This is a genomic window from Nocardioides faecalis, assembly GCF_018388425.1.
Taxonomy (GTDB): domain Bacteria; phylum Actinomycetota; class Actinomycetes; order Propionibacteriales; family Nocardioidaceae; genus Nocardioides; species Nocardioides faecalis.
Window position 1 is genome coordinate 2,258,786 of the sequence record NZ_CP074406.1, and the last position, 16,716, is coordinate 2,275,501.

Consider the following 16,716-nt stretch of genomic DNA (forward strand, 5'->3'; position numbering starts at 1 on the left):
GAAGCACCGCGTTCAGCACCGCCCCGCACGGCGGACGACCCGGATCACCTTGGACGGACCGCTCCGGTCTCCGCGCACGGCCCGGACCCGGAAGCGCCACGCCTTCGCCGCCGGCAGCTTCTTGAGCGTGACCCTGGTGTGCTTCGTGCGGGTGCCGCCGCGCCACCGGCCGCCGCTGAACCGCTGGACGCGGTAGGCGGTGGCGTGCGGGACGCGCGCCCAGGTCAGCCGGACGCAGCGCCTGCCCGCGCTGGCGCGCAGGCTGCGCACCTTCGACAGCGCGGGAGGCCGGGCGGGCGGCAGCGCGACGGCGGCGGGCACGACCGCGACCGTCGGCGAGTACACCCCGGTCTCGGGCAGGTCATCGCCCTTCACCGGCTGCAGCCGGAACTCGTAGCGGTGGCCGTTGCGGAGCCCGGCGACCGCCCGGTCACCGTCGCGGGGCAGCCCTTCAGCGTGCACGGACCAGGGGGCGCGGGCGGTGACGTCCCTGCTCCAGAGCCGGTGGCTGGTCGCGGCGTCGGGTCCCACCCAGGCCAGCGTCGCGCGGCCGTCGCCACCGACGGCCGAGAGGCTCGGCGTCTGCACCGGTCCCACCGGCGGCAGGACCAGGGGACGCGGCGCCGGCGGCCCGACACCGGCACTCGCCAACGCGTCGGCGACCGCAGCGGCGATCCGGACCTCGCCGCGCGCGTTCGCGTGCGAGCCGTCCCAGGTGTCGCCGGCCAGGTCGTAGTCCCGGGCGGTCGCGGCCACCACGACGCGGGAGCCGGGCTCGGAGAGCTCCGCGGCGACGTCGTCCAGCCCGGCGTTGAATTCCGGCACGCCGTCGAACCAGCGTTGCGTCGCCTGTGCCAGCACCACGTGGGCCCCGGGACGGCCGCGGCGCACCTCGGTGACGATCTGCCGCATCCGGTCCACCACCGTCGAGGCCGGCTCGTCGGTCCACAACAGGTCGATCGCCCCGAGCATGACCACGACGACGTCCGCCGCGGTGTCGGCGGCGAGGACGTCGAACGGCACGTCGGGGAGGGCGGCCCACATCCCCCACTTCGCGGCGTGGTCCTGGTCGAACGCGGGGTCGGCGTACGACGTCGCGCCCGCGGCGTCGGTGCGCAGGTTCCACAGGTCCCGGCGGGGCCCGACGAAGTCGACGTCGACGCCGGAGTCGACGAGGTGGTGCCACAGCCGGTAGCGCCAGGTCCAGTCACCGGAGGACCCGTGGGTCACCGAGTCGCCCACGATCAGGACCCGCACCGCCTCCGCCCCGGGGGTGGGCTCGGAGCCGCCGGGCTCGCCGGCCGCCTGACCCGGCGCCGCGAGCGCCGCGGAGAGTGTCACGCACGCCACGGTCACGGCGGCCAGCAACGCTCGCCCCAGACGTCCCCCAGCCACGGCGCCAGTGTGCCTGCTGCTGCACCGCGGTGGGCGTGAATCGAGCATTCCGAGGACGGCACGCGCCCCGTGCCATCCGTCTGCCCCGAGAAAGGCCGAAGGCCCCGACCGTGACGTCGGGGCCTTCGTGCGTGCTCAGGCGGAGCGGATCAGTTGCCGCCGCCCGTGAGCTTCTCGCGGAGCGCCTGCAGGGCCTCGTCGGAGGCCAGCGAGCCGCCGGTCTCCTCGACCTGCGTGTCGTTGCCGCCGCCGGAGGAGTACGACGTCGCCTCGCCGGCCTCGATCTCGGCCTGCTTGGCGTCGGCCTGCTGCTTGACGTGGGCCTCCCAGCGAGCGTGCGCCTTGGCGTACTGCTCCTCCCAGGTCGCGCGCTGCTCGTCGTAGCCCTCGAGCCACTCGCCCGTCTCCGGGTCGAAGCCCTCGGGGTAGATGTAGTTGCCCTGCTCGTCGTAGGTGGCGGGCATGCCGTACAGCGTCGGGTCGAACTCCTCGACGTCGGTGGCCGCGGTGGTCTCGTTCGCCTGCTTCAGCGACAGCGAGATCCGGCGACGCTCGAGGTCGATGTCGATGATCTTGACCATGACGTCGTCGTTGACCTGGACGACCTGCTCCGGGATCTCCACGTGGCGCTCGGCCAGCTCGGAGATGTGCACCAGGCCCTCGATGCCCTCCTCGACACGGACGAACGAGCCGAAGGGCACCAGCTTGGTGACCTTTCCGGGCACGATCTGACCGATCTGGTGGGTCCGGGCGAAGTGCTGCCACGGGTCCTCCTGCGTCGCCTTCAGCGACAGGGAGACACGCTCGCGGTCCATGTCGACGTCGAGGACCTCGACGGTGACCTCGTCGCCCACGGTGACGACCTCGGACGGGTGGTCGATGTGCTTCCAGGACAGCTCCGAGACGTGCACCAGGCCGTCGACGCCGCCGAGGTCCACGAACGCACCGAAGTTGACGATCGAGGACACGACACCCTTGCGGATCTGGCCCTTCTGGAGCTGGGTGAGGAAGCCGTGGCGGACCTCGGACTGGGTCTGCTCGAGCCAGGCACGGCGCGACAGGACCACGTTGTTGCGGTTCTTGTCGAGCTCGATGATCTTCGCCTCGAGCGTCTGGCCCACGTAGGGCTGCAGGTCACGCACGCGGCGCATCTCCACCAGCGAGGCGGGCAGGAAGCCGCGCAGGCCGATGTCGATGATCAGGCCGCCCTTGACGACCTCGATGACGGTGCCCTCGACGACGCCGTCGGCCTCCTTGATCTCCTCGATCGTGCCCCAGGCGCGCTCGTACTGGGCGCGCTTCTTGGACAGGATCAGGCGACCCTCCTTGTCCTCCTTCTGGAGGACCAGAGCCTCGACCTTGTCACCCACCTTGACGACCTCGGAGGGGTCGACGTCGTGCTTGATCGACAGCTCGCGCGAGGGGATGACGCCCTCGGTCTTGTAGCCGATGTCGAGCAGCACCTCGTCGCGGTCGACCTTGACGATCGTGCCGTCGACGATGTCGCCGTCGTTGAAGTACTTGATGGTGAGGTCGATGGCGGCCAGGAAGTCCGCCTCCGAGCCGATGTCGTTGACAGCGACCTGGGGGGCGTTGTCGTCGTAGGCGCTCAGGAAGGCGTTCGAGAGGGTGCTCGTCATGTGGAGGGACAGTCCTTGGGTGGGCAGAGATAGTCGGGCCGCGGGCTCCGGAGCGGGGCCAACGGGTCATCACGCTCGACGGGCCGGGTGGCTCGCCGAGGACGCAGACGGTCAAGGGTACGGGCCACGATGCGGCCGAGTCCAACCGGCGCGGCTATCCTCGCCTTCGTGCAGGACCCTGGGCAGCAATGGCCGCAGCCGCCGGTGACGGCGCACCGGCGTGCGGCGGACGAGTCGGAGTCGCGCAGCGCCAACGGCGCCGACTGGGACCGCTACGCCGACGAGTACCAGGCCACCCACGGCGAGTTCCTCGGCGACGCCGGCTTCCTGTGGGGCCCCGAGGGCCTCACCGAGGCCGAGGCCGGTGTGCTCGGCGACGTGGCGGGCCGCGACGTGCTGGAGGTCGGCTCCGGTGCCGGGCAGTGCTCCCGCTGGGTCCGCAGCCAGGGCGGGCGCTCCTTCGGCCTGGACCTGTCCTACCGCCAGCTCCAGCACTCGCGCCGCATCGACGAGATGACCGGCATCGTGGTGCCCAGCGTGCTCGGCACCGCCACCCACCTGCCCTTCGCCGACGACAGCTTCGACGTGGTGTTCTCCTCCTTCGGCGCCCTGCAGTTCGTCGCCGACATCGACACCGCCGTGCGGGAGACCGCCCGGGTGCTGCGCCCCGGTGGCCGGTTCGCCTTCTCCATCACCCACCCCACGCGCTGGATGTTCCCCGACGACCCGGGTGAGGACGGCCTGACCGCCACCCAGTCCTACTGGGACCGCACGCCCTACGTCGAGGTCGACGACGAGACCGGCACGACGTCGTACGTCGAGCACCACCGCACGCTGGGCGACTGGGTGCACCTGCTGTCCAGCCACCGCTTCCACCTCACGACCCTGCTCGAGCCGGAGTGGCCGGAAGACCACGACCGGCTGTGGGGCGGCTGGTCCCGGGTGCGGGGCACGCTGACCCCGGGGACCGCGCTGTTCGGTGCCGACCTGCTCGACCCGCCGCCGGCGAGCGCCGGGACCCGCCCTGCTGTGGCGCCACGGTAGTTTCTGCGCCGTGGACGCTGCAGAGATCGCCAAGTCGGCCGCGCTCGAGCGCACCCACTGGTGGTATGCCGCCAGGCGCGCCCTGGTGCGTCGCACGGTCGCCGACTGGCCGGCCGGTCGCGCGATCGACGTCGGCTGCGGCATGGGCGGCAACACCCTGGTGCTGCGGCAGCTCGGTTGGCGCGCGGTCGGCGTGGAGTACAGCGAGACCGGCGCGGAGATCGCGGCCGCCCGCGGCATTCCGGTGCTGCGTGGCGACGGACGCCGGCTGCCGGTCGCCGACTCCTCGGTGGACCTGGTGATGTCGACGGATGCGTGGGAGCACATCGACGACGACGTCGCCGTCGCGGCCGAGACCTTCCGGGTGCTGCGCCCCGGCGGCCGCGCCCTGATCGCGGTGCCGGCTGGGATGGACCTGTGGAGCGGCCACGACGTCGCGCTGGGCCACGTGCGCCGCTACGAGCGCGACGAGCTGGTCGCCCGCATCACCGGCGCCGGCCTGGTCATCGAGGACCTGGCGTCGTGGAACGTCCTGCTGCGACCGGTGGTGCGGATGCGTCGCCGTGACCGACAGGCGCCCGAGAGCGAGATGGAGGCCGTGCACCCGGTCCTGAACGCCGGCCTGCGGGCAGCGATCGCCCTCGAGCGGGTGCTGCCGGTGCGCCGGTGGCCGGGCGTGAGCCTGGTCGCCGTGGCGCGCAAGCCATGAGCCCAGCCGACGACCGGGCCGACGACCGGGCCGACGACCGGGCCGACGACCGGGCCGACGGCCGGGCCCAGGACCAGCCCACGCCGGCCTGGGTCGCCGACCCGAGCATCGGCTGGCGGATCCTGCTCACCGCCCGCACCGACATCGAGGGCGTCGAGGCGCTCCTCCGGGAGCGGTCGGTCGCGCTGGCGCGAGCGCAGGGCTGGCCCGCGCTCCCCCCGCCGCGTCGGGGCTCCTCGCTCGCCGGGCTGCGCGCCTCGCTGGTGGCTCCCGACCCCGCTCCCCTGCTCGTCGGGCTGGCCGAGGACCACGTCGTGCTGTCGGCGCACCACAGCGCGGTCGACGGCCTGGGCCTGCTGGCGGTGCTGGACCGGCTGGGACTGGGCCCGGCCACCTCGAGCGCCCGCGGTGTCGGCGAGCGTACGACGACCGGTTCTGCGGCACGCACCGTCGCCGCGCGACTGGGCGAGGTCGCCTTCGCCCCGCCGGCGGGGGTCACCCCGCCGGTGCCGGGGCGCCCCGGGACCGGGGACGTGCTTGTCGGGCGCACGGTGCCGGGCGCCCACCGCACAGCCGACCTCGTCGCGGCCACAGCGCAGGCGGTGGTGGCGCACGAGCGGGCGCGCGGGCGACGGGCGCGGCACGTGGCCGTGGCCGTGGGCGCGGTGCGGGAGCAGGCGGGCGAGGGCCCGGTCCGGGACCGCAGCGTGCTGCTGCGCCTGCGCGACGTGGAGCGTCTCGACCCCGCGGGCGTGGCACGGGCGCTCGCGACCGCACCGGTGCAGACGCCCCCGGTGCCCGCCGCGCCCCGCCCCTGGAGCCCGGCAGTGAACCGTGTCGCCGCGCTCGGGATGCGGCTCCTGGCCCGTCGGCTGGGCTCGACGGTCCTGGTCTCGCACCTGGGCAGCGTGGAGGCGCCCCGGGTGCAGCACCTCGCCTTCCACCCGGTGACCGCCGGTGGCAGCGGGATCTCGCTGGGAGCGGTCGGCCTGCGTGACGCCTCCGGGGCGGTCGGCGAGACCGTGCTGACGCTGCGCGCCCGCGCCGCGGACTGGAACGACGACGGCCTCGAGCAGCTGCTCGAGGCCGTCATCTCCCTCCTCTAGAGAGGAGTCCGGTAGGTCGCGGTGCTCAGACCCCGGCCATCGTCTTGTCGTTCGCACGGTTGCCCGAGGAGCGACCGCCGGCGGCACGGCCCATGACCAGGCCGAGGCCGATCAGGAGCGCGCCGAGCACGCCCATCACGAGCGGGAACAGCATCTGGAGGCCGCCGAGCATGAAGGCGTTGCTCTTGGCGTCCTCGACCATGTCGGAGACCTGGTCCTCGGTGTACTGCACGGTGCCGGTGAAGGCCGGCACGGAGGTGCCGTCGTAGCGCAGCTCCTGGACCCGCTCCTCGACGCGGTTCACGGGCGAGCCGGTCTGCGGCTCGATGTAGTAGGTGCGGGTCATCTCGTACCACATCTCGGCCTCCACCACGGCCTCGTCGGAGCCGAACACGCTGCCCGGGACCTCGCGGGTCTGCACCACGGTGGGCTCGATGCGCTGGACGAACTTGTAGACCGTCAGGCCCTGCAGGTCCTCCTCGCCCTCGAAGGTCGCGACGGGGGCCTCGTTGACGGAGGAGTCCCAGACGTCGTAGTCCTTCTTCTCGGTGCCGAAGGGGAACTTGAAGAGCAGGCCGGTGCGCTCCACGTCGCGGCGGTCGCCCTCGGCGATCTCGGTCCAGGTGTCGCACGGCTCGCAGTCGGTCGCCACGCCGGTCACGGAGTCGAAGGCCACCCGGTCGCGCGCCTGCTGGAAGACCGAGCCGTCGGGGCGGCTGATCGTGGTCGAGTTCACCCACACGGACACGTCGTCGGGAGCGTCCGCACCGCCGTCGGCGACCGAGCGCGACACGATCGACAGGTCCGTGGTCTCCGCGGCGAGGACGTCGGGGTCGGAGTTGAAGATCTGGGCGTCGAGCGCCTCGAGCTTCGTGATCGACTCGTAGTCGGCGGGGGTCTTCGCCAGGGACGGGTAGGCGTAGAAACGGACCAGGATCGCCGCAACGATCAGGAACACGCCGAGCCCGACGAAGACGGATGCGAGCTTGCTGCGCATGATGGACAGGACCTCTCAGACGGCCACGCGAGCGTCGCGTGGGTGGTGACGATCGGGCGACGCAGGGGCGCGCCCGAGGAGCATCTCGATGGTGAGGTCGCGTGCGTGGCTACGCATCTGCGACCAGTCGAACTGTCGCGCCCAGGCCAGGCACGACTCGGCCTGGCGCACCCGGGCGGCAGGATCGGCGCCGGCGACCAGCGCGTGGGCCAGCGCCTCGGCGAGGCGCTCGACGACGACGCGGGGGTCCTCGTCGTCGTCGACGAGCCAGCCGCTCTCGCCGTCGCGGATCGAGTCCCGCAGCCCAGGCACGTCGCGCGCCACGGTGGGCACACCCCAGCCGGCGGCGTCGATGACGGCCTGCCCCCAGCCCTCCGCGTCGGAGCCGCACACGTGCACCGTGGCACGAGCGAGCAGCTCGTCCTTGCGCTCAGCCGGGGCGAAGCCGTGGAAGGTGACGACGTCGATCAGGTCCAGCGCGGTTGCGCGGGAGACGAGGCGCTCGCGCTCAGGGCCCTGGCCGACGACGTCGACGGTGAGCTGTCGCCCGGCCAGCTCGGGCCGGTCGGCCAGCGCGGCAACGGCGCCGAGCACCAGGTCCACCCGCTTGTGGGTGACCAGGCGGCCGAGCACCACGATGCGGTCCGGGTCCTTCTCCACGGCCCGCGCGGCGTCGTACGGCGGCAGGTCGGCGCCGTTCTCGAGGATCCGGATGTCACCGGTCCATCCCAGCTGCGAGCGCATCTCCGCCTCGGTGGAGCGGGACACCGCCACCGTGGTCTGGTGTCGGTAGACCCGCCGCATCGCCACCCGCTCCAGCCACCGGCCGAGCGTCGCGACCGGGGCCGGGAAGTGCACGTCGAACTGCGCCTGGTGCACGTGGTGCACGATGAGCAGCGCAGCGGTGCTGCGCCGGTTGACCAGCGGGGAGAACGACGGCAGGCCGCCTGCGGGGTCGATGACGGCGTCGACCTGGCGCCGGTGCCGCAGGAGCCAGAGCAGGGCGAGCACGTAGAAGCCCAGTGCTCCCCCGCCGACGCGGCGCACCGCGATGCCGTCGCGCGCGTCATGGCGGCTCTGGCCGCGTTCCCGTGCGGTCAGGAAGCGGACGTCGGCCCCACCCTCGGCGAGGGCGAGCGCGTACTGCCACGCGTAGATCTCGGCTCCGCCGGCCAGGGAGTGGTCCAGGTCGCGCCAGTTGACCACGACCACCCGGGCGCCAGTGAGCGGCGAGGTCATGGTGCTGTCCCGCCGCGGAGATCGCCGCCATCGGCGACCATCGGGAACACCGCGGCGGCGAGGCCGGCCGTCAGGGCGGCGGGGACGGGCATCGGCATGGGGGACCGTGCACCGACCACCGTCCGGGCGGCCGCGGGGCGGCTCAGCTCGCGGGCACGCCAGGCGATCCGGGCGAGCTCGAGGAACGCGCTGGCGCCGTGACGCGCGGGCACGAAGGTGGAGCCCGGCACGTCGACCCAGCTGACCGGCATCTCCTCGATCCGGGCACCGGCGGCACGCAGCCGCACCAGCAGCTCGACGTCGAAGGAGAACCCGCAGGCGCGCAGGTCCACGACCACCGCCCGGACGATGTCGCCGCGGAACACCTTGAAGCCGCACTGGGTGTCGGCGATGCCCGGCGTGAGGCGGCCGGCGACGCGGCGGTAGAACGTGGCCCCCGCGGAGCGGGTGCGGCAGTGCCGTGCCTCGGTGAGGCTGCCGGCCACCGCGCGCGAGCCGATGACGACGTCCGCGCCCTGCTGGGCGAGGCGCCAGGCGTCCTGGAGCGCGTCGAGGCCCGTGGCCCCGTCGGCGTCCATGAAGCAGACCAGGTCGGCGTCCGTGGCGAGCAGGCCCGCCCGGACGGCGGCACCCTTGCCGCGGCGGGTGCATCGCACCACGCGCACAGGCATGACCGGGGAGTCGACCTCGCGGGCGACCTCGGCGGTGGCGTCGGTGCTGGCGTTGTCGACGACGATGACCTCGACACGACCGAGGGCGCCACGATGCGTCACGACGTGACGGCGCAGCTCACGCAGCGTGCGCGGCAGCCGTCGCTCCTCGTTGTACGCAGGAATGACGATTTGCAGCATCGGACCCTCCCAAGCCGTCTGCTCAGACGCGCCCCTCGCGAGGGAAGCGTGACGTCACACTGGCCGCGCGACGGAGCGCGGCGCAATGGAGACGGCCCTACTGGGTCGAATAGCTGTAGAGCTTCTCGTCGCTGACGGGCTTGGTGTCACTCTGCATGGCGTTGACGCCGCCGACGAGGACAGCTGCAGCGGCAAGAGCACCGACGGCGGATGCGATGATCGTGTTCATGCGCGGGCCCCTCCCAAAGACCAGCACGCGGATGCCCACTCCCCATGACCCTCATGTTGTGTGACACCCGTTACTTCGTGTGTGAAGTATCACGGGGATCGCAGACAAAAGCAAAAGAATCGCCAAGAAGTTCGCCAAGCCCACCAACAAAATCTGGCCGGCCCCCACATCCGGCCGAGCCGCGGTGGGGCCGGAGGCGACCTCACCGCCCTCGGCCAGGTCCACCAGGCGCAGCAGCGGCCCGTCGTGCACGACGCTTCCCTGCGGCACCCGCGCCGACACCATGCCCTTCTCCAGCAACACCCAGCGCACGCCGAGAGCCCGCAGCGCCTGCGCCGGCTCCGCGGCCGCGAGCGCTCCGTCGACCGCACGCACCCGCGGGTCCTCGGCCGGCACCTCACGGTCCTCCAGCAGCAGGCGGTCGTCGATGAGCACCTGGCCCGGCAGGTAGCGGGGCGCCGGGTCGAGGACCGCCCGGCGGTGGTTGAAGTCGTAGCCCCGGTAGAGCCCTCGCCACGGCAGCACCACCGTGAGGTCCTCGTCGCCGACGAGGCCGGCGACCGTGTCCCACTCGGCCGGGTACGTCGAGCGCTGCAGCTCCCCGAACGCCCCCCACGCCAGGCTGGGCAGCAGCAGCAGCGGCGCCACGACCAGCAGGACCACCGCCCCCCACAGCGACCGTGTCGCCGGAGTGACCCTCGAGCGGAGCGCCACCACGGCGTGGGCGGAGCCCACCGCGAGCACCAGCCCGAGCGGCGCCAGGAAGCGGTGCGAGTCACGCAGCAGCGCGAGCCCCGGCACCCGCTCCCCCGCCGCCTCGAGCAGCGCGGCACCGGCCGCGGGTACCGGCACCAGCGCGAGGAGCAGCGCCACAGCGCCCAGCGCCAACCACCGGCTGCGCCCGCGGCCCGCCCGCCACCAGCCGAGGAGAGCCGCGATGCTGAGCAGGCAGGACAGCACGACGAGCACCGCGTCGGTGCGTTCGGCGGGCACGATGGAGCTCTTCCAGATCCCACCCAACGACAGGACGCTGGCGAATGCGCCGGCCGACGACTCCGCGCGCGCCGCGAACCCCGCGAAGACCCCGTCCGTGCTGACCCGGGCGGCGTCGGCGGTGACGGCGGGGACCGCCCAGGTCAGGTTGGCCACGACCACCAGCAGCGCCGCCCGCCACCAGGCGCCCCACTCGCGTCCCAACGCGAGCACGGCGAGGACGCCGGCCGCCATCAGCCCGCTGGAGGGACTGCACACCGCCGAGCACGTCAGCGTGAGCGCGGCGGGCGCCCAGTCACGTGGGTCGCGGCGCAACCGCAGCGCGGCGAGCGCGACCCACGGCAGCAGCAGGTAGCCCAGCAGGATCGCCCACTGCCCGATCAGCAGGCGCTCGTAGACCCACGGGTTCCAGCAGAACAGTGTGATCGCCGCGGCACGCGCGTACCAGGTCTGGCCGGGCACCGTCCGGGCCACCAGGCGGCCCACGCCCAGACCGCCCAGCACCAACCCGCCGAGCACCACCGCCTTCTGGACCAGGTCGCCCGGCACGACGGTTGTGAGCACCGACATCAGTGCGTCCATCGGCACCGCCCGCGGCAGCGCCCCGTCGAGCCCCAGCCAGGCGGGCTTCCACGGCTGGGCGGGCACGAACACCATGTCGCCGACGAGCCAGAACCCTCGCCCGAGCAGCAGCGGAGCGGTGACGAGGAGCGCGAGGGTCGTCGCGAGCAGCAGGTCCGCCGGCGGCCGCCGCAGGCGTCGTACGCCCTCGAGCGGGACCCGGACCTCGCTCACGGGCGGACCCGGCCGGGTGGAACCTCCCCGGACCGCTCCCCCAAGCCCCACGGGGACAGCCCGGCCGCCAGTCCGAGCAGCAGAGCGGCACCCGTCACCAGGTCGACTGCGCGCGAGGGGCTCTGCACCTCATCGCTCAGCTGGACGACCAAGGTCACCAGGACCACCAGCAACGGCACCCCGACCGCCGCCTGGACCAGCCGCGGCCGACCCGCGAGCAGCACGCCGGCCGCCGCGGCGGGGGCCAGCAGCGGACCTCCCACCAGCCAACCCAGGAGGCCTGCGCCGACGGCCGCCGCACCGACCACGAGCGGCCGAGGGCTCGCGCGGTGCCGGGCAGGGGCGGGCTCGGGAGCCGGCGTGGGTGTGGAGCGCGTCCGCGCGGGCGTCGGGTCCGCGCCGGCGTCCGGGGTCCGTCGCCGGGCTCGCGCGGACAACCGGCGCAGGCCGGGCAGTCGACGCAGGCCGGGCAGTCGACGCAGGCCGGACAACCGGCGCAGGCCGGGCAGACGCAGCACCGCACGGCCGATGGGTGCGAGCAGCAGGCCCAGGGCCGTGAGCAGGATCAGCCCGAGCAGCACCAGCCCGCCGACGAGCCAGAGCAGGTAGCCGCGCTGGGGGACGTAGACCAGCTCGACCTCACCTGCCACGCCCTCGGGCACCACCCAGCCCTGGGCCCAGCCGTCGACGGTGGTCCGGTCGAGCACCTTGCCCTCGATGCTGGCCTGCCAGCCGGCGTTGACGTTGTGCGGCGCGGAGAGGACGGCGTCCTCGCCGGCCCCCACCGACAACCGCACCCTGGTGTCGGTGCGCTCGAGGAGCTCGATGTCGCGGGAGCGGTCCGGGCGAGGCAGCGCCGCGGTGCCGCCGTCGACCGCAGTCAGGTCCAGGCCGACCGGCTGGAACTGCTCCGTGGAGCGCAGCTCCACCCGGTGCTCCCCGGGGCCGAGCTCGATCTGGGCGTCCCGCTTGCGGCAGGGCCGCACGCTCAGCTGGCCGCCCGCGACGACGTCGCCGATCAGGCCCTCCACCCGGGTCGGGATCCGGCGCCCGTCCACGTAGAACTGGGGACCGTAGCCGCACACGGACCCGGTGGCGCCGTCGCCGCGCAGCGGGACGGTCGCCCGTCCACCGCCCAGCACGACCTCCCCGATGCCCAGCGGCGTCGCCCCCCGCGAGGTCTCGCGGGAGAAGGTGATGGTGAGCTCGCGGGCCCGCAACGGCTCGAAGCGGGTGACCCCGTCCAGGTCGACCTCGCGGACCTCCTCACCGTTCGCCGTCGTGGCCCGGATGACGGCGCGGTCAGGGCGCGCTGCGATGCCGGCCGGCGCCATGACCTCCAGGCGACGCACGGTGCGCTCGGTGCCGAGGTCGACCTGCAGGCTCGGCTCGCGGTCGCGGGGATCGGCGACCCAGGAGGTCCGCGGGTCCCCGTCGTAGGCCATCCGAGGAGAGACGGTCGGGTCCTCGGCGAGCCACGACGAGCCGGTCATGGTGGGGCCGTCCCAGGGACGGAGCAGCTCGACGGTCCCCGGACGGCTGCGGGCGATGACCCGGCCGCGCGCGGTCCAGGAGCCCGCCCGGTCCAGGGTGAAGGTGCGGTCGATGCCGACCGCCTCCTCCGCCGAGCGCTGACGGTCGACGTCGCAGTCGGGTCCGAGCAGTGTGGTCACGCATGCCCGGCTCTCCGGCTGCGCCGAGAAGAGCAGGTCGGGCACGTCGGCGGTCGGCGTGTCGGGCAGCACCAGCGTGCGGGTGGCGCGCACCCCGGCGATGTCGACCTCGGCCAGACCGACCGCGGCCATCTCGCTCGGCGCCTCGAGCACCTCGACCCGGACCTTGTCCGCCCGGGTGCCGAGGTCGACGGTGGCCGACCCGGTGAACGGATCGGTGCTGACGTCGCGCACCACGTCGCCCGCGGTGACCCGCCAGCGCACGACCCGGTCCAGGCCCAGCGCGCCCAGCGGCTCACGGAGCGTGATCTCGCCGATGGCGCGCTCGCGTCCCAGGTCCACCTCCAGCCACTGTCCGGCCGTCTTCAGGAAGGGCGCCGGACGCCAGTAGGTGGTGAGGTCCCCGTCGAGCGCGGACCAGGGGGCGTCCTCCGGCACGACCGGGCCCAGCGTGTCGGCCCAGCCACGCGAGCTCGAGGCGTCGACGCCCCGGATCCCGTAGTAGCGCGCCACGACGGGCTGCGCCCCGGCCGCTCCGGGATAGTTGGGCAGCACCCGGCCGGCGTGGTACTCGTCGTCGGGGGTCATCACGTTGGACTCGGCGTCGTGGATGCGGCCGAAGGCGCGCTCGCGGCGCTGGTAGCCGTCACCGATCACGATCGCGTCGGACGACCATCCCTCGGCGCCCGCCAGGAAGATCGGCTGGGACGGTCCGACCAGGCCCGCGCCGACCGCGGACACCGCGGCCTCGATCGACCCGGCCACCGTGACGGCGTCGTCGAGGTCACGCACGTCGTAGCCGGCCGTGCCGGTGACCGCGCCGATCGCCGGGGCGACCTCGAAGACCTCCAGGGCCGGACCGAACTCGAGCTCGCCGAACGTCGCTACCTGGTCCAGCCCGGGCGAGCGGCCGATCGCCACCCCCACCAGGCTGTCGGCGGTCACCTGGGAGACGCGCGGCTCGAGGTCGTGGCGCACCAGGACGGTGTCGATGCCCATCCGGTTCAGCATGTGGCGCAGGTACGGCGATCCCGACCCGGTCTGCAGGTAGCGCTCGAGCGCGGACAGCACCCGGATCGTCTCCGGCGGCGTCAACGGCACCTGCGAGCGGGTCACCCACGGCAGGTCGCCGATCGCCTCGAACGGCTCCTCCATCGTCCAGCCCCACTGCTGGATGCCGAACCCCGAGCCGGGCACGACCCACGTCACCCCGCCCCTGCCGTCGAGCCGCTCGGCGCGCTCGTCCAGGTACTCGGCGACGTCGCTCCAGTAGGACGGGATCTCCCGCCACCCGGCGGTGCGGGTGTCGGCGGTGGCGATCGGCTGCGCCATGGCACACAGCCCGGCCACCACGGCCAGCACCAGCCCGCCGGCGGCGACGCGGCGCGAGGCGAACCGCACACGCCGGCCGCGGCTGCGCTGCTGGGCCGCACCGGCCCGGGTCCGCGCCACCCGCAGCAGGTCGTCGACCAGGACGCCGAGCCCGAGCGCGAGAGGCACCCGCAGCACCGGGTCGACCTTCGGCACGTTGCGCAACGGCGCCAGCGGACCGTCGAGCAGGTCCTGGAAGGTCTGGGTCAGCGGACCGGCGAACGCACCCGTGTGCGCGATGACCTGGCACGCCAGGCCGAACCCGGCCGCCAGCAGCAGCGGCGTGCGCAGCGGACCCCGCAGGCGCAGCAGGCCCAGGAACCCGAGCACCGCGACGAGGCCGGAGCCCAGCACCAGCCACGGCTCGTAGCTCAGGTCGTAGCCGGCCGGCCACCACCGCTCGCCACCCACCGTCAGGTAGCCGACCCAGTTGCTGGCACCGCGCAGCACCGCGGCGAACCCGGACGTGGAGGTCGTCGTACGGGCGTCCTCGACGTAGTCGAAGAAGGGCGGGCTGAACTCGCCCAGGCGCAGCAGCGCCATCAGCCACCACAGGCTGACCGCGGCGTACAGCGCCAGCCAGCCGGCACCGAAGCGCCACGACAGCCGGCGGGTCAGCACCGCCCAGGCCACGACGATCCCGACGAGGGCCGCCGGCGCGGCCGTGGCGGTCCCGTTGACACCGCCGGAGCAGGCGAACGCCGCGGCGGAGAGCACCGCTGCGGTGCGTGGCCGCATCCGCCCCGACAGCGCGAGCGCCACCGGCAGCAGCGACCAGGCGATCACCGCCCCGGGCAGGATCTCGGCACTGCGGACGCCGATCTCGCTGACGTGCCGCGGGGTCAGCCCGTAGGCCAGGCCGGCGGCGGCCGCCGCCCAGGGCCCGACCCCCACCGCGCGCGCCAGGCGCCGTACGCCCTCGCACGCGACGAGCAGCACGATCACCGACCAGAACCGCTGGCTGAGCCAGCCCGGCATGCCGAGGGTGTCCAGCAGGAGGTAGTAGGAGCCCTGGGGGAAGAGGTAGCCGTAGGCCTGGTTCTGCAGCTCGCCGAGGGAGACGTCGGGGTTCCACAGCCGGAACGTGCCGGCCAGGTGCTGCCCCGGGCTCTGCGTGAGCTCGAAGCGGGTGTCCCCGGTCGTCAGGCCCCACTTCTCGGTGACGACGAAGACCGCGAGCGCGGCATAGACGGTCAGCAGGAGCGCGCGACAGCGCCGCTCGTCGTTGCCCGACATGCTCACCTTCTCTTCCCGCCCCGTGGCGGGGGTCACTGTATGCCCTGGGGGTGCGGCCCTACGGCAGTGGCTCGGGTCCGCGATCCCTCCTCGCGCGGGCCCTCGAGAGGGCATCGTCGGCGGTGCCGCGTCGGCGTCTCCACCGACCCCCTAGCCTGCTCTGGTGACCACCACTGTCGACGTGTCCGGCTCGCGCCTGACCCGCCTGCTGCGCAGCGGCGCAGGCATCGCGGTGGCGATCGCGGTGATGAACGTCGGCACCTACGCCTTCCAGATCGTCTCCGCCCGCGTGCTCGGCCCCGCGGAGTACGGCGCGGTGGCGCGGATGATGGCGCTGCTGATGGTGCTGTCGGTGGTCCAGCTCGGGTTGCAGGCGACGACAGCGCGGCGGATCTCCGCCGAGCCGGACCGCGTCGCGACGATCGAGGCGGCGGTGCTGCGCACCTCCTGGCGGGCAGCGCTCGTCGTCGGCGCGCTGGCCGTCGCGGCCTCTCCCCTCATCTATCAGCTGCTGCGGCTCGACGGGTTGCTGCCCGCGGTGCTGCTCGGGCTCACCGTGGTCCCGGTGACGGTGATGGGTGGGCAGGCCGGCGTCCTGCAGGGTGAGCGCCGCTGGTTGCCGCTGAGCCTGGTCTACCTCTCGGTGGGCGTGCCCAGGGTGGCCCTGGGGGCTGTCTTCCTGTCCGTGTCGGCCACCGAGACCAGCGCGATGCTCAGCGTGCTCGTCGCCTCCTGGGCGCCCGTGCTCGTCGGCTCCTGGGCACTGCGCCGGCTGCCGCGGCGCGAGCGGGTCGAGCCGCGACGTCGCGTCGGCGGCGAGGTGCTCCGCGAGACGGTGGGCAGCTCGCTGGCCCTGCTGGCGTTCGTGGCGCTGTCGAACCTGGACGTCGTGGTGGCCGGCAGCGTGCTCGACGAGCACGACGCCGGGCTCTACGCCGGCGGGCTCATCGTCACCAAGGCGGTCCTCTTCCTGCCGCAGTTCGCGGTCGTGGTGCTGTTCCCGTCGATGTCGACGGCGCACGAGAGCCGGGCTGCGGTGCTGCGCGGGCTGGCCTTCCTGTCGTCCCTCGGCGTGGCCTGCGTGGGCGGGACCTACCTCCTCGCCGACGTCGCACTGGTGTTCATCGGCGGGCAGGACTACGCAGAGGTGCGCGGCCGGCTGTGGCTCTTCGCGGTGCTCGGCGCGCTCCTGGCGGTGCTCCAGCTGCTGGTCTACGCCGGATTGGCACGCCGCGGCGCGGCGACGAAGTACGTCGTCGCCCTCGGCGTGCTGGCCGTCGTCGGCATCGGCTCGCTGGCCGACTCGATCACGTCGCTGGCCACGACGGTGGCGATCGTCGACGCCGTCGTGCTAGCGGTCCTCGTCGGCCTGCAGGTCGTGCTGCACCGGCGGACGCCGGACGCTCCCGGCACCCCCGCCTGAGACGCGCCTGACGCC

General features: G+C 73.7%; 12 protein-coding genes. 4 read left to right on the top strand and 8 right to left on the bottom strand.

Features of this window, described 5'->3' with window-relative positions; translation table 11 throughout:
• Positions 1–12: 12 nt before the first annotated feature.
• Together KG111_RS10470 and rpsA are read right to left on the bottom strand one after the other, a co-directional pair.
• Positions 13–1,395, bottom strand: a complete 1,383-nt coding sequence (locus KG111_RS10470; RefSeq protein ID WP_205291863.1) for a GDSL-type esterase/lipase family protein — start codon at positions 1,393–1,395, stop codon at positions 13–15.
• Between the two features lie 149 nt (positions 1,396–1,544).
• Entirely contained in the window at positions 1,545–3,035 is a 1,491-nt protein-coding gene (gene rpsA, locus KG111_RS10475; protein WP_205291862.1) for a 30S ribosomal protein S1, read from the bottom strand.
• A gap of 168 nt (positions 3,036–3,203) precedes the next feature.
• Between rpsA and KG111_RS10480 the strand changes: the two genes are divergently transcribed.
• Genes KG111_RS10480 through KG111_RS10490 form a run of 3 tightly spaced genes read left to right on the top strand, consistent with a single transcriptional unit; the run spans position 3,204 to position 5,894 of the window.
• Positions 3,204–4,079 carry a class I SAM-dependent methyltransferase gene (locus tag KG111_RS10480; RefSeq protein WP_307820545.1) on the top strand — a complete coding sequence of 292 codons (876 nt, stop codon included), beginning with the start codon at positions 3,204–3,206 and terminating at the stop codon, positions 4,077–4,079.
• A 10-nt stretch (positions 4,080–4,089) separates the two neighbouring features.
• Positions 4,090–4,788: a class I SAM-dependent methyltransferase gene (locus KG111_RS10485; protein WP_205291860.1), complete on the top strand. Its 699-nt coding sequence runs from the start codon at positions 4,090–4,092 to the stop codon at positions 4,786–4,788.
• A complete protein-coding gene (locus KG111_RS10490) occupies positions 4,785–5,894 on the top strand; it encodes a hypothetical protein (RefSeq protein ID WP_205291859.1) in 1,110 nt (369 codons plus the stop codon). The genes KG111_RS10485 and KG111_RS10490 overlap by 4 nt, the downstream gene beginning before the upstream one ends.
• Positions 5,895–5,919: 25 nt before the next feature.
• Here the strand turns inward: KG111_RS10490 and pgfA are convergent, their stop codons facing one another.
• The 6 genes from pgfA to KG111_RS10515 form a co-directional block, all read right to left on the bottom strand.
• A complete protein-coding gene (pgfA, locus tag KG111_RS10495) occupies positions 5,920–6,891 on the bottom strand; it encodes a cell envelope lipid trafficking protein PgfA (protein WP_205291858.1) in 972 nt (323 codons plus the stop codon).
• Positions 6,892–6,906: 15 nt separating this feature from the next.
• Positions 6,907–8,130, bottom strand: a complete 1,224-nt coding sequence (locus tag KG111_RS10500) for a glycosyltransferase family 4 protein (RefSeq protein WP_205291857.1) — start codon at positions 8,128–8,130, stop codon at positions 6,907–6,909.
• On the bottom strand, positions 8,127–8,981 hold the full coding sequence (locus KG111_RS10505) for a glycosyltransferase (RefSeq protein WP_205291856.1): 855 nt from the start codon (positions 8,979–8,981) through the stop codon (positions 8,127–8,129). Before KG111_RS10505 ends, KG111_RS10500 begins: the two co-directional genes overlap by 4 nt.
• Positions 8,982–9,078: 97 nt before the next feature.
• The gene (locus KG111_RS18485; RefSeq protein ID WP_275890188.1) at positions 9,079–9,210 is read right to left on the bottom strand and encodes a hypothetical protein; all 132 of its coding nucleotides are present in this window, start codon (positions 9,208–9,210) and stop codon (positions 9,079–9,081) included.
• A 51-nt stretch (positions 9,211–9,261) separates the two neighbouring features.
• Positions 9,262–10,998: an MmpA family trehalose lipid delivery protein gene (locus tag KG111_RS10510; RefSeq protein WP_205291855.1), complete on the bottom strand. Its 1,737-nt coding sequence runs from the start codon at positions 10,996–10,998 to the stop codon at positions 9,262–9,264.
• The gene (locus KG111_RS10515) at positions 10,995–15,278 is read right to left on the bottom strand and encodes an alpha-(1->3)-arabinofuranosyltransferase domain-containing protein (protein WP_205291854.1); all 4,284 of its coding nucleotides are present in this window, start codon (positions 15,276–15,278) and stop codon (positions 10,995–10,997) included. The genes KG111_RS10510 and KG111_RS10515 overlap by 4 nt, the downstream gene beginning before the upstream one ends.
• 163 nt (positions 15,279–15,441) lie before the next feature.
• Between KG111_RS10515 and KG111_RS10520 the strand changes: the two genes are divergently transcribed.
• Positions 15,442–16,701 (top strand): lipopolysaccharide biosynthesis protein, encoded by a 1,260-nt coding sequence (locus KG111_RS10520; protein ID WP_249666079.1) that lies wholly within the window; start codon positions 15,442–15,444, stop codon positions 16,699–16,701.
• Positions 16,702–16,716: the final 15 nt, after the last annotated feature.